Source organism: Sphingopyxis solisilvae (assembly GCF_015475875.1).
GTDB lineage: Bacteria > Pseudomonadota > Alphaproteobacteria > Sphingomonadales > Sphingomonadaceae > Sphingopyxis > Sphingopyxis solisilvae.
Window position 1 is genome coordinate 51,131 of record NZ_JADKYM010000007.1, and the last position, 13,328, is coordinate 64,458.

Consider the following 13,328-nt stretch of genomic DNA (forward strand, 5'->3'; position numbering starts at 1 on the left):
AAGGCGTCAGATCGAGAAGCTCGAACCGCAGCCGCAGCCCGACGCGGCGTTGGGGTTTTCGACCTTGAACGACGATCCGCCCAGCGAATCGACGAAATCGACGATGCAGCCGCGCACCAAGTCGATGCTGACCGGATCGACGACCAGCTTCACCCCGTCGGTTTCGGTGACGATGTCATCGGCATCGATGCTTTCGGCGAGGCCGAAGCGATAGGTGAAGCCCGAACAACCGCCGCCATCGACCGCGAGGCGCAGCGCCGCTTCGCTTTCGCCCTTGCGGTCGGCGATCCAGCGGACGCGGGCCGCGGCGGCGGGCGACAGGGTGATATCGGAAAGCTGCGTGGCCATGACAGCTAGATAGGAGTTTGTGGCCAAATGAAAAGGGCGCCGCGACGGTTATCCGTCTGGCGCCCCTCCTCTCCGACCCGGGAAAGCTCGTCTATTCTTATTCGGGACCGCCCATAGCGACATTCTTGCCGGTGATCGCGGCGATCGCCATCTGGTCCGACCGCACGAACGGCATCGGATTGACCGGCGCGCCTTCGATGCGGACTTCATAATGGAGATGGTTGCCCGTCGACCGCCCGGTCGAGCCGACATAGCCCAATATGTCGCCCTTTTTGACCTGCTGGCCCGGAACCACGACGTACGACGACATATGGCCGTAGCGCGTCTGGATCATGTTGCCATGTTCGACCTCGACATAATTGCCATAGCCGCCGAGGCGCTGGGCGCGGCCGACGATGCCGTCGGCGGTGGCGTAAATCGGGGTGCCATGCGGCGCGGGAATGTCGATGCCGTTGTGGCGCGCCAGCTTGCCGGTCACCGGGTGAACCCGCATCCCGTAGGACGACGACAGCGACATATTGTCAATCGGCTGGCGCGACGGCACTGCGACGCCGATCGAAGCGGCAAGGCCGGTGTCGAGACGCTTCCATGCCTGGAAAATCGCCCGCGCTTCACTGTCTTCGGCGGCCGAAGGGATGCCCGCGGTAAAGCTGTCATCATCGGGTTCATCGGGGACGATCACACCGGCGTCGGCACCCGATTCGGCGGCTTGCACGGCAGGCGTTGCCGTCAGGAAACAGGCTGCTGCACAGACAATTGCGACTTGCTGGAACTTCTGCGCCAGAAGAGTGTTACTCAAAACGACGACCCCGCGTTTGCCATGTCGCCAAAGTCCGAAAAAGGCCTTGGCGCCGGTTTTTGTTGGTTTGGATGATTGCTCATCCCCCGCGGAAGCCTGTGTGCTGCCTCAATGGTTAAGACGCAATAACGGCATAGTATTCTTGCGTTAAACCGGCGTCGTGGCGCGCCGAGTCGTTGAACGGCGGCTTAAGCACTCCCCGAAAACGCGATTTTACGAGGCTTTGCCACGTTTCGACGGCGTGGAATCCCCGTTCGTCGCACAACCAGCCGAACCAGTCTGTGCCCGCGCGCACATGGCGGATTTCATCGACGTAGATCCGCGACAAGATTTTCGCCGAAGCCTCGTCGCCAACGGCGCGGAAGCGATCGACTGTGGCCGGGGTGACATCCAGCCCGCGCGCTTCGAGCACCATCGGAACGATCGCGAGCCGCGCCAGCGCGTCGTCCGCCGTCGATCGCGCCGCTTCCCACAATCCGGCGTGCGCGGGCAGCGCGCCATAATGGCTGCCCAATTGGCGCAGACGGCGATCGAGCAGCGCAAAGTGCATCTCTTCGTCGGCGGCCACCGCCACCCAGTCATCGACAAACGCGCGGGGAAACTGGTCGCCGAACCGCCCGACCAGATCGACCGCCAGATCGATCGCGACAAATTCGATATGGGCGAGCGCGTGGAGAAGCGCGATCCGGCCGCGTTCCGATCCGCCCTTGCCGCGCTTCGGCATCTGGTTCGGTGCCAACAGCTGCGGCCGTGCCGGCCACGCGGGCTGGTCGGGCAGCGCCGCGGTGCAGCGATGGTCGATCTCGCCCCGCCGCCACGCCCGCGCAAAGGCGCGCGCGGCGCGGCGCTTGGCATGCGGGTCCGCCGCCAACAATACCGCCCGCGCCGCTTCGTCAAGCGAAGGCATCAGAGCGCTTTTGCCGCCTCCAACACCGCATCGGCGTGGCCCTTCACGCGCACCTTGCGCCACTCCTTGGCCAGCTTGCCGTCGGCGCCGAACAAAAAGGTCGAACGCTCGATCCCCATGTAGGTGCGGCCGTAATTCTGTTTTTCGACCCAGGTGCCAAACGCTTCACACACCGCGCCGTCTTGATCGGATGCGAGGCGAACGGTCAGACCGTATTTGTCGCGGAACTTGCACAGTTTTGCCGGCGCGTCGCGCGATACCGCCAGCACCTGCGCGTTCAGGTGCGCAAAGTCGGGGGCAAGCCGCGTGAAATCCTGCGCCTCGGTCGTGCAGCCGGGTGTGTCCGCCTTGGGATAGAAATAGACGACCAGCGGCGCGCCTTTCATCGCGGCAAGGTCGATCGTCGCGCCATCGGCGTCGAGCAGCTTCACCGGCGGAATGGCATCTCCGATTGCGAGGGTCACGGCTTTGTCTCCTGTTGCGAAGGGCGAATCGACGCCCACCAGTCGGCGATCTCCTGCCGCGCCGCGTCATGCGCGGCAAGCAGTTGCGGCCAGCCGGGCTCGCCGCACTGGCTGGCGACCAGTTGACGCGCGGCGGCGGTCGCCGGTTCCCCCTCGGGCGCGGTCAGGCGCAGCATCACGAGCATCCGCGCGAGCAGGCCGTGCGCTTCGCACACACTATCGGGCACGAGACCCGCCGCCTTCATACAGGCGAGCGCGGCGGCAATATTGGGATCGTGGCATCGCCCGCTGGCGAGCTGCGTCACCTGCAGCGCAAATTCGAGGTCGACGAGCCCACCGGGTCCGCCCTTGATGTCGAGCGGTCCCTGCGGCGGCTTGTGCGCGGCGATCTTGTCGCGCATCTCGGCCGCGTCGGCGGCGAGCTTGGCGGCATCGCGCGGCGCCGCGAGCAGATCGGCGATGATCCGCTCGACTGCGGCACGCGCCGCGTCGGAACCATAGACCGGCCGCGCACGGAGCAGCGCCATATGCTCCCACGTCCACGCTTCCTCGCGCTGATAGCGTTCGAAACTGTCGAGGGTGACGACCAGCGGCCCCTGCGCGCCCTGCGGCCGCAGCCGGGTATCGACATCGTAGAGCTTGCCCGCCGCGGTCGGCACCGACATCGCCGCCGTCACCCGCTGCGCGAGGCGGTTGTAGTAAGTTGTCGCCCCGAGCGGGCGTGCGCCGTCCGATTCGGCCAGATGATCGCCGGTGAACAGATAGATGAGGTCGAGGTCCGACGCATGCGTCAGCGCGCGTCCGCCAAGCCGCCCGAGCGCCAGCACGACCAGTTCGCTGTCGGCGATCCGCCCGTGCGCGGCCTCGAACTCGGCGACGGTTGCATCGGCGAGCACTTGCAGCGCCGCCTCGGCCAGTTCGGAATAGCCCGCCGCAATGACCAGCGGATCGGTCGCGCCCGCAACGAGCTGGACGCCATAGGCAAAGCGCCGTTCGCCGACGTGGTCGCGGACGCGGTCGAGCAAGCGTTCATAGTCGAGCGCCGCGAGCCCCGGCGCCCATTCGGCCAGCAGCACTGCCTTGTCCGCCGGGGCATCGAAAGCGCGGCTGTCGATCAACCCCTCGATCAGTTCGACCCGCGCGCCCAGAGCATCGGCCAGCGCCGGTGCCAACGCCAGGATGCGCGTGGCGATCCGCGCAAGCGCGGGCTGCGCGGCGAGGAGATGGAAGAAATTCACCGCGCTGGGCAGCCCCCCGACCAGCTTGTCAAAGCGGAGCAGCGTGGCGTCGGGATCGGGCGCTGCCCCCAGCGCCTTGACCAGTTCGGGCAGCATCGTTTCGAGTGCATCGAGCGCCGCGGGGCTGCGCAGCGCGCGCGCCTTGCCGGAGCGCCAGTCGGCAATCGTGCGCAGCGCGGCGTCGGGGGGATCGAACCCCGCCGCCGCCAGCGCCGACGCCAAACCGTCATCGTCGCGCGGCAGCCCGGTGGTTACCGCACGTTCGGCAACCAGCCGATCGTAACAGGCGCCGACATCGGCAGTCACCGGTTCGAGCATCGCGAGCAGTGCCGCACCGTCGGCTAGCCCGTCGAGCCGCGCGACACCATCGAGCGCCGCCGGCTGAACCGGCAGGCAGTGCGTCTGCTGGTCCTCGACCATTTGCAACCGGTGCTCGATCCGGCGCAGCGTCACATAATGGCCCGACAGTCGCGTCGCCACCTCAGGCTCGACCCGCCCCGCCGCCGCGAGCGCCGCGAGTGCATCGACCGTCGCCGGGACGCGCAGCGACGCATCGCGCCCGCCATAGATAAGCTGGTGGACCTGCGCGAAAAACTCGATCTCGCGGATGCCGCCGCGCCCGCGCTTCAGGTCATATCCGGGGCCGAACGCCTGCCCCTGCGCGAAATGGTCGCGGATCCGGTCGCTCATCGCGCCGATTTCCTTGAGCTGGCGGAAATCGAGGCTGCGGCGCCAGATGAACGGCTGGATCGCCGCCAGAAATTGCGCGCCAAGCGCGCGGTCGCCCGCCGACGCGCGGCTGCGGATGAACGCCGCCTGCTCCCACGCCAGGGCTTCCGATTCATAATAGGAAATCGCGCCGTCAATCGAGAGCACGATCGGCGTCACCTCGGGATGCGGGCGCAGGCGCAGGTCGACGCGTAGCACATGGCCGTCGCCGGTGCGCGCCGACAAAATCTCGGTCATCCGTCGCGCGATCCGGACCGCCGCTTCGGTCGGGTCGTCGCGCGACCGGCGCGGCAGCGTTTCGGGGTCGAAGATCAGGATCGGGTCGATGTCGGACGAATAGTTGAGCTCATGGCTGCCGAGCTTGCCGAGCGCAATCACCGCCAGCCCGCGCGGTTCCTCGTCGGGCACCCGCTCGGCAAAGGCGGCGGCGAGCGCGATGTCGCAGGCGCGGTCGGCAAACTCGGTCAGCCGCCGCGTCGTCGCCGCGACGTCATGCTCGCCCGACAGGTCGCCGAGCGCGAGCAGCAACGCGACGCGACCGCGCCATTGGCGCATGGTCCGCATGATATCGTCATCGACCGGCGGCGGCAGGACATGGTCGAGCGCCGCGTCGGTTCCATCGCTGAGGAAGCGCGAGACGTCGTCGGGGTTCAGTTCGGCGAGTCGCGCGAGAAAGGGTGCGTGGGCGGTAAGCCTGTCGAGCGCGGACCGGCGGCTGGAAGCGTCGAGGATCGTCATCGGCGGTGGCTATCGCCCGCCACCATTACGGTATCAACCCCTCCTCGTCATTGCGAGCGTAGCGAAGCAATCCAGGGGTTGCGTAAATCGCTCTGGATTGCTTCGCTACGCTCGCAATGACGATCCGGTCGAAGCGACCGCGCCTCAGGCCGGAACCGTGCTCTCGTCGAAAAACAGCACCTGCGAAATCGCCGCGCGCAGCGTTGCCGGCTGATAAGGCTTGGTCAGCAGGAACGCCGGCTCGGGGCGATCGCCCGTCAGCAGCCGTTCGGGGAAGGCGGTGATGAAGATGACCGGCACCTTGAGGTCGGTCAGGATTTCCTGCACCGCCTCGATCCCCGAGCTGTTGTCGGCGAGTTGGATGTCGGCGAGCACCAGTCCGGGCTGGTGCTTTTGCGCTTCGGCAACCGCCTCGCGGTGGGTGGTGGCGACTGCGACGACATCATGGCCGAGGTCGCGGACGATCATTTCGATGTCCATCGCGATGATCGGTTCGTCCTCGATGATCAGGATGCGCGCGCGGGTCTGGCGGTCGATTTCCGCGGTGGCTTCGGCGATCAGCGTTTTTACATCGTCGGCGCTGCGACCGATGATGCGGCCGGTGTCCTCGATGTCAAAGCCTTCCACCGCGGTCAGCAGCAGCGCTTGGCGCGCGAGCGACGGAATGCGGCGCAGCCGCGCGTCGGCGATCGCGATGTCGGTGCCGTCATCCGCATCCGCCGCAGCGGCCGCCTCGGCCATCAGACCAAAATTGTCGTGAACCATCCGGTACAGCTGGATGCGCAGGTCGCTGCCGGTATCGACCGCGTCGGGGTTCGCCACCAGCGTTTCCAGCAGGCGCGCGACCAGCGCGTCGCCATTTTGCTGGCTTCCCGAAATTGCCCGACCATAACGCCGCAGATATGGAAGATGCGGCGCGATCGCCTGACCCAATGACATATATTTTCCCTCCTGAGCGGGCTGCAACCCGCGAAAAAGCCGGCAAAACCGCCGCAACGCGGCGGCCGCCGACATAATTTCACCCAATGGGAACGAATTAGCCGCAAATTAGTTTCATGGGGAAGAACAAACACGCCATTGCGGTTTGATGAATGCGCGGTTAGCAACAGGCCCCATGTCAAGCGGATGCCCCGATAATGTCGTCTGAAACCGGTTCGCCACGCGGCGATACGTCGGGGAAGGATGCTGCCAAAAGACCCCCCGCCCGGACGCAGGACGTCAATGGCGCCCTGCGCCGTGCCTATGAATCGACGGTGGACGAGACGATTCCCCAGTCGATGCTCGACCTGCTCAGCAAACTCGACTGAGCTCAGCGCCGGTAGCGCGCTGCGAATTCGGACTGGAATACCGCGAAGCGGCGCTCCGCAATCGCGTCGCGCATCGCCTGCATCAACGCCTGGTAAAAATGCAGATTATGCTGGGTCATCAGCATCGCGCCCAGCATCTCGCCCGAGCGGACAAGATGATGCAGATAGGCGCGCGACCAGGTCGTACAGACCGGGCAATCGCATGACGGATCGAGCGGTCCCTGATCCTCGGCATGCTTGGCGTTGCGGATGTTGACCGGACCATCCCAGGTAAAGGCCTGGCCGTTGCGCCCCGATCGCGTCGGCAGCACACAGTCGAACATATCGACCCCGCGCGCGACCGCCCCGACCAGATCGTCGGGCTTGCCGACCCCCATCAGGTACCGCGGCTTGTCGGCGGGCAACTGGCCGGGGGCATAGTCGAGCACGCCGAACATCGCCGCCTGCCCCTCGCCCACCGCAAGCCCGCCGATCGCATAGCCGTCGAAACCGATATCGGTCAGCGCCGCCGCCGATCGCGCGCGCAGCTTTTCGTCGAGCGAACCCTGCTGGATGCCAAACAGCGCCGACCGTTCGGCATGTTCCTCGCCCGCGTCGAACCCGGCGCGGCTGCGTGCGGCCCAGCGCATCGACCGCTCCATGCTCGCCTCGGCGCGCTTCGCATCGACGCCGTTGGGCGGACATTCGTCGAACGCCATCACGATGTCGCTGCCCAGCAGCCGCTGGATTTCCATCGAGCGTTCGGGGGTCAGCATATGGCGCGAGCCGTCGAGGTGGCTCTTGAACGCAACCCCATCTTCGCTCTGCTTGGTCAGGGCCGACAGGCTCATCACCTGATAGCCGCCGCTGTCGGTCAGGATCGGGCGGTCCCAGCCCATGAACTGGTGCAGCCCGCCGAGCCGCGCCATGCGTTCGGCCGTCGGGCGCAGCATCAGATGATAGGTATTGCCGAGGATGATGTCGGCGCCGGTCGCGCACACCTCGGCGGGGCGCATCGCCTTCACCGTCGCCGCGGTGCCGACCGGCATGAACGCGGGCGTACGAATGTCGCCGCGCTGCATTTTGATCGTGCCCGTGCGCGCGGCACCGTCGGTCGCGGCGATAGAAAAGGCGAATCTTGTCGTCATCGCGCGCGCCTATGGCGGGGTAGCCCGATAAAGTCGAGGTTGGTCAATCCTCCCTGTCGCGCAGGGATGGGGAGGTGGCAGCGCGGAGCGCTGACGGAGGGGCTTTTGCGCCGACGTCGCCAAGCCCCTCCACCATCCGCTTCGCGGACGGTCCCCCTCCCCATCGCTGCGCGACAGGGAGGATCGACAATCGCCTATTCCCGCGCGTGCTCGCTCGACGGCTCGTCGGCAGCGGCCTTCGCCTTCTCCTTCGGCTTTTCCTTTTCGAAGATTGCCAGCAGTTCCTTTTTCTTCGCTTCGGACAGTCCCTCCTCGGCTTCGGGGAACATCTCGTCCTCTTCCTCTTCGATATGGTGGAGGTAGCGGTCCTTCATCGTGCGAAACCGCGTCAGCCAGCCGGTCGAGCCGAAATCCATCTCGTAAAGCTCGGTCAGCATGTCGTCGATTTCCTTGTGCTCGGCGACGCTGTGCTGCGCCTCGTCGCGCAGGTCGGGCTTGCCGAGCATCGTGGCGTACAGCGACATTTCTTCCGACGCGGCATGCGCAGTCACCTCGACGCGAAAGGCTTCGAACAGTTTTTCGCGTTCGGGGCTGTCGCCCTTGGTCTGGTCGATCCGGTCGAGCAGTTCGCGGTGGCGATCGTGGTCGGCTTTCAGTCGCGCGAAGATTTTCGTTTCGGCCATGTTCGTCTCCTCTGCGAGGGAGAACGGACTATCACGCCGACGGTTCCCGGTCCGCGATCAGGCGGCCTTCCAGTCGCTCGTCGTGGTGAAGGCGGGCAGCGCCATGCCCGCCGTCGACTGGGTGGCCGCGGCGATCAGATAGGGCGATACGCGGTGGCGCGTACACAGGCCGCCGTTGCCGTCGCTGACCATCGTCTGTTCGAACTCGACGCCCTGCTGGTGCTTCATCGACCGGCGGACGGTCGCGGTCACCAGCTGCCCTTCGCCGAAATCGATGACGAACTGCGTCCCGACGGGCACATCCAATATCCCTTCGATAAAGGCGCCGGTCGCCGACAGGTTGCGGATGACGACGTCGTAACGATGGTTGTCGTGGACCGCCCCGACCTTGCGGAACAGCGAGAAGCGATCGTTGCGCTGTCGCGCCGGCCCGGCTGGCTTGATCGTCCACGACCCCGCCTCGGCATGTTCGAGCAATTCGGCATTGCCCACCGGCTTGCTGTACACATAACCCTGGACGTGGCTGACGTTGAGCTTGCGGATCAGGTCGAGCTGGTCGAGCGATTCGATACCTTCGGCCGTGGTTTCCATCTCCAGCGCTTCGGCCAGCGCGACGATGGCGGCGATCAGCGCGCTGTTGCGCGATCCCTTTTCCGTCGCCCCGCGCACAAAACTCTGGTCGATCTTGATCTTGTCGAACGGCGCGTTCTGCAGATAGCCGAGCGACGAATAGCCGGTGCCGAAATCGTCGAGCGCCAGGCGAACCCCGAGTCCTTTCAGCGCCTTGAACATCTGGGCGGTGTCGGCCGAATCGCCCAGAAAGACGCTTTCGGTGATCTCGAGTTCGAGCCGGTCGGGCGACAATCCCGTCGCCGCCAGCGCCTTGGCGACGACCTTGGGCAAATCGGCATTGGCGAACTGGATCGGCGAGACATTGACCGCGACGCGCATGTCCCCCGGCCACCGCACGGCATCCTCGCACGCCTGACGCAACACCCATTCGCCAAGCGGCCAGATCAGATTGGTTTCCTCGGCAATCGGAACAAACACGCCCGGCGAAATCACGCCGCGCTCGGGATGCGTCCAGCGTACGAGCGCCTCGACCCCCGTCACCATATTGGTCTTCGCCTGCACCACCGGCTGATAGTGCAACTCCATCTCGCCGCGCGCCAGCGCATCGCGCAGATCCTCCTCGAGCGCGCGGCGCACTTCGGCCGCCTGATGGAGTTCGCTCGAATAAAAGGCGAAACGACCGCGGCCGTTACCCTTTGCGGCATAGAGCGCGAGGTCGGCGTTGCGAACGAGGTCGTCGCTGTTCACCCCGTCGAACGGTGCGATCGCGACCCCGACCGACGCGCCGATGATACAGCGGCTGCCATCGACCGAATAGGGTTGCGACAGGCTGGCAATGATATCCGCCGCCAGGTCGCCCAATTTGCCGCGATCGTCGACGTCGGGCAGGATGATCTTGAACTCGTCGCCGCCAAGGCGGCTGACCATTTCCTTGTCGCCGACGATCTTGAGCAACCGTTCGGCGACCTGCTTGAGCAGCGCGTCGCCCGCCGGATGCCCCAGCGTATCGTTGACCTGTTTGAAACGGTCGAGGTCGAGCAGCATGATCGCGCAGGACCGCTGTTGCTGGGCAAAGGCAGCCAGCGTCGAATCGAGCTTTTTCGAGATGTTGAACCGGTTGGCGAGCCCGGTCAGCGAATCATAGAGCGCCAGCCGCGACGCATCCTCGGCCGACCGGCGCTGCGCGGTGACATCGGTGCCGCTGCCGCGATAGCCGGTGAACCTGCCGCCAGCATCAAACTGCGGACGACCCGAAATCGCCCACCAGCGATCGTCGCCCTCGAACGCGCTGCGCAGCGGCAGTTCGTCGAACTTCGACTGTTTGGTCAGGAGGAAGGGCAACGTGCGCTGGTGCTCGCCATGGCCATCGACCGGCAGGAACAATTCGGTGAAATAGCTACCCAGAATCTGCCCGCTCGTCCGGCCCATCAGTTGCGCAACCGAATCGGTAATATAGGTTAGCCGGCCTTTGGCATCGGTCGACCAGAACCAGCCCTGCCCGCTTTCCTCGTAATTCTGGAGCAGGAGCAGCGCCTCGCGCGTGTGCAGATTGGGAGGCGCCGCGTCGATCCGCGGTTTGCCGATACGCGAGCCGAACTTGCCGAAAAAGCCGCGCTGGCCTTCATCGACTAAATCTTCCTCACGTTGGGCAGCCCCCATCCGCATCGGCCCATCCATCAATTCATGCTCTTGCTGAACCCCACATTGAGCACGGCTATGGGCGTAAGGGATTGCGATTATGTAAATAAGCGACGGGTCGCGTCGATACCACGCCTCGCCGTATTTCGCTCCCGGTAACGCTCCCTTAACCGCGCCAGGTTGATTATCGGGGCCGATGGCTATTCCAGCATATATCGAAAAGGTCGCGCAGTCGCGTGACAAGCGTCAAAGCATGCGGCGAAAGCTCCGCCTGCAATTGCCAGGCACAAAAATAAATGGCGTCGAAGTCGAGGTGTTGTTGCACAATATATCGGCGACGGGCCTGCTCCTCGAAGGCGAAGTCGGGCTGGCACCTGGCCATGGGATCGACGTAACCTTGCCTCATGCGGGTGTGACGCGCGCCAGAGTGGTCTGGATCAGCGGCGTGCTTTGCGGTTGCGAATTCGACACACCGATCTCGCCTGCGACGCTCAGCGCCGCCCAGTTGAGAGGCGTTGGCGATGCCCCTCCCAACGAGACCGACTTTTTTCCTAAGCCCGTGACCGACAGCTTCGGTGTCCGGCTGCACCGATTGCGCACCATCAAGCGATTGACGCAGGTTCAAATCGCAGCTGAACTGGGCGTCAGCGAACAGTCGATTTCAGCTTGGGAACAGGACAAAGCGAGGCCCAAGGCCGGACGAATGAAAGCGCTCGCAATCCTGCTGGGGGTTCCGATATCCGAACTGCTCGGGATCGACGAGCCTGTCAGTATCGGCGACGTCGTTGCCCGTGCCAAGGCGCAGATCGCCGAGGCCGCCGATGTCAGCGCCGACAACGTCAAGATTATCATTGAAATCTAGCGACCTTCCACAATCATCATGCCGCGATCAGCAACTATTGCGGTGTCGCGATACCGTGATCGCCAAACAAAAGCGCTTGACCCTGACGCTGCGTCATCCCCGATAGGGTGCGGCGTGATGAGGAGACAGGCGTTGCGAACGGTCAAACAGGTTGCCACGGCAGCGGGGATCAGCGTCCGGACGCTGCATCATTATGATGCGGTGGGCCTGCTCCGCCCCGGGCATGTCGGGGCCAACGGCTATCGCTATTACGGGAAAGAGGAGTTGCTGCGGCTCCAGCAGATCCTCTTTTACCGCGAGCTCGGCATGCCACTCGCCGAGATCGGCGCGGTGCTCGACGATCCCGCCTTCGACCTGCTTACCGCGCTGCGCGGGCATCGCGCCGCGCTTCAGCGCCGGATCGCGCAATATCGCGACCTCATCCAGACCATCGATCGCACGATCGCATCACTGGAAAGGAACGAAATGATGGAAGACAATGATTATTACGCCGGCATCGCCCCCGAAACGCGCGACCGCTGGGAGCGCGAGGCCGAAGCTTTCTGGGGCAAGGAGGCGGTCGCCGCGGCGCATGAAAAGGCGCGCGCGCTGACGAAAGAACAGGTCGATCATATCCGCCGCGAGATGGCGGATATCCGCGACGACTTCACGCAGCTGTTTCGCGGCGGCGCCGCGCCGGGGTCGGACGCGGTGCAGGCGGTCACCGACCGCCATTGCCGCTGGGTCTCGCACAGTTGGACTCCCGACGCCGCGGCATTCGCGGGCCTGGGTCGCTTTTACGTCGAGAATCCCGAGTTTCGCGCGACATATGACGACGGCACGCTGCCCGGCTGCCCCGAATTCATCGCCGAGGCGATGGCAATCTATGCCGAACGGTCGCTCGGACGCGGCAACAGCAGGCTCGCGTCGCCATAGCTGTAGAAACGATATCCGGCGCCGATCGCATGGGCATAGGCCGCCTGCATCGTCTCCAGTCCCATCAGCGCGCTGACCAGCATGAACAGGGTCGAGCGCGGCAGATGAAAATTGGTCATCAGCCCGTCGATCGCCTTGAAGCGATAACCGGGGGTGATGAAGATCGCGGTGTCGCCAGCGAACGCCGCGATCGTGCCGTCGTCCTGTGCCGCGCTTTCGAGCAGGCGCAGGCTGGTGGTGCCGACCGCGATGATCCGACCGCCTGCTGCGCGCACCGCATTCAGCCGCGCCGCGGTGTCGGTTTCGATCCGGCCCCATTCGGCGTGCATCACATGGTCGTCGGTGTCGTCGGCCTTGACCGGCAGGAAGGTGCCCGCGCCGACGTGCAGCGTCAGCGTTTCGGTCGCGATGCCTGCCGCGGCAAGCCCAGCGAGCAGGCCGGGGGTGAAATGCAGCGCCGCGGTCGGCGCCGCAACCGCGCCGTCTTTCGCCGCGAACATCGTCTGGTAATCGGACCGGTCGTCCTCGTCGGTCGCGCGCTTGCCCGCGATATAGGGCGGCAGCGGCATCGTGCCCGCGCGTTCGAGCAGCACCTCGACCGGCTCATCACCCGCGAAAGCCAGAATGAAGCTGCCGTCGGATAGCCGCTCCTCGGCCTGCGCCGACACGCCCGCGCCGAAATCGACCGTTTCGCCGACGCGCAGCCGTTTGGCGTTGCGCACGAACGCCTGCCAGCGGCGCAGGTCGATCCGCTTGTGCAAGGTGGCGCCGATTTTGGCGTCGCCCCGCCGACCCTCCAGCTGGGCGGGGATCACGCGCGTGTCGTTGAACACCAAGCAGTCGCCGGGGCGCAGCCATGACGGCAGATCTCGCACGCCCGCATCGACGATATTGTCGCCCTCGACCACCAGCATCCGCGCCGCATCGCGCGGCCGCGCCGGGCGCAGCGCGATGCGCTCGTTCGGCAGCTCGAAATCAAAAGCATCGACGCGCATCGCGC

The 13,328-nt window shown here is 65.2% G+C and carries 13 protein-coding genes; 3 read left to right on the top strand and 10 right to left on the bottom strand.

Annotated elements, in window-relative coordinates:
- Positions 1-6 precede the first annotated feature (6 nt).
- From erpA to IR187_RS06830, 6 genes are all read right to left on the bottom strand, one after another.
- Positions 7-348, bottom strand: a complete 342-nt coding sequence (erpA, locus tag IR187_RS06805) for an iron-sulfur cluster insertion protein ErpA (protein WP_194953851.1) — start codon at positions 346-348, stop codon at positions 7-9.
- A gap of 97 nt (positions 349-445) precedes the next feature.
- On the bottom strand, positions 446-1,147 hold the full coding sequence (locus IR187_RS06810; protein ID WP_194953852.1) for a M23 family metallopeptidase: 702 nt from the start codon (positions 1,145-1,147) through the stop codon (positions 446-448).
- Positions 1,148-1,262: 115 nt separating this feature from the next.
- Positions 1,263-2,054 (bottom strand): ferritin-like domain-containing protein, encoded by a 792-nt coding sequence (locus IR187_RS06815; RefSeq protein WP_194953853.1) that lies wholly within the window; start codon positions 2,052-2,054, stop codon positions 1,263-1,265.
- On the bottom strand, positions 2,054-2,518 hold the full coding sequence (locus tag IR187_RS06820) for a peroxiredoxin (protein ID WP_194953854.1): 465 nt from the start codon (positions 2,516-2,518) through the stop codon (positions 2,054-2,056). The genes IR187_RS06815 and IR187_RS06820 overlap by 1 nt, the downstream gene beginning before the upstream one ends.
- Positions 2,515-5,223, bottom strand: a complete 2,709-nt coding sequence (locus tag IR187_RS06825; RefSeq protein WP_194953855.1) for a bifunctional [glutamine synthetase] adenylyltransferase/[glutamine synthetase]-adenylyl-L-tyrosine phosphorylase — start codon at positions 5,221-5,223, stop codon at positions 2,515-2,517. Before IR187_RS06825 ends, IR187_RS06820 begins: the two co-directional genes overlap by 4 nt.
- Positions 5,224-5,367: 144 nt before the next feature.
- Positions 5,368-6,162, bottom strand: a complete 795-nt coding sequence (locus IR187_RS06830) for a response regulator (RefSeq protein WP_194953856.1) — start codon at positions 6,160-6,162, stop codon at positions 5,368-5,370.
- Positions 6,163-6,359: 197 nt separating this feature from the next.
- On the opposite strand from IR187_RS06830, the gene IR187_RS06835 reads away from it, so the two are divergent.
- Positions 6,360-6,530, top strand: a complete 171-nt coding sequence (locus IR187_RS06835; protein ID WP_194953857.1) for a NepR family anti-sigma factor — start codon at positions 6,360-6,362, stop codon at positions 6,528-6,530.
- A gap of 2 nt (positions 6,531-6,532) precedes the next feature.
- Here the strand turns inward: IR187_RS06835 and tgt are convergent, their stop codons facing one another.
- The 3 genes from tgt to IR187_RS06850 all read right to left on the bottom strand — a co-directional run bounded on the left by tgt (position 6,533) and on the right by IR187_RS06850 (position 10,578).
- Positions 6,533-7,657 carry a tRNA guanosine(34) transglycosylase Tgt gene (gene tgt, locus IR187_RS06840; protein WP_194953858.1) on the bottom strand — a complete coding sequence of 375 codons (1,125 nt, stop codon included), beginning with the start codon at positions 7,655-7,657 and terminating at the stop codon, positions 6,533-6,535.
- Between the two features lie 194 nt (positions 7,658-7,851).
- The gene (locus tag IR187_RS06845; protein WP_194953859.1) at positions 7,852-8,340 is read right to left on the bottom strand and encodes a hemerythrin domain-containing protein; all 489 of its coding nucleotides are present in this window, start codon (positions 8,338-8,340) and stop codon (positions 7,852-7,854) included.
- 57 nt (positions 8,341-8,397) lie between these two features.
- On the bottom strand, positions 8,398-10,578 hold the full coding sequence (locus IR187_RS06850; RefSeq protein WP_194953860.1) for an EAL domain-containing protein: 2,181 nt from the start codon (positions 10,576-10,578) through the stop codon (positions 8,398-8,400).
- Positions 10,579-10,747: 169 nt separating this feature from the next.
- On the opposite strand from IR187_RS06850, the gene IR187_RS06855 reads away from it, so the two are divergent.
- Complete coding sequence (locus IR187_RS06855) at positions 10,748-11,413, top strand: helix-turn-helix domain-containing protein (protein ID WP_194953861.1); 666 nt, start codon at positions 10,748-10,750, stop codon at positions 11,411-11,413.
- A 132-nt stretch (positions 11,414-11,545) separates the two neighbouring features.
- Positions 11,546-12,328, top strand: a complete 783-nt coding sequence (locus IR187_RS06860) for a MerR family transcriptional regulator (protein WP_194953862.1) — start codon at positions 11,546-11,548, stop codon at positions 12,326-12,328.
- Here the strand turns inward: IR187_RS06860 and queA are convergent.
- Positions 12,277-13,323: a tRNA preQ1(34) S-adenosylmethionine ribosyltransferase-isomerase QueA gene (queA, locus tag IR187_RS06865; RefSeq protein ID WP_194953863.1), complete on the bottom strand. Its 1,047-nt coding sequence runs from the start codon at positions 13,321-13,323 to the stop codon at positions 12,277-12,279. The genes IR187_RS06860 and queA overlap by 52 nt on opposite strands.
- Positions 13,324-13,328: the final 5 nt, after the last annotated feature.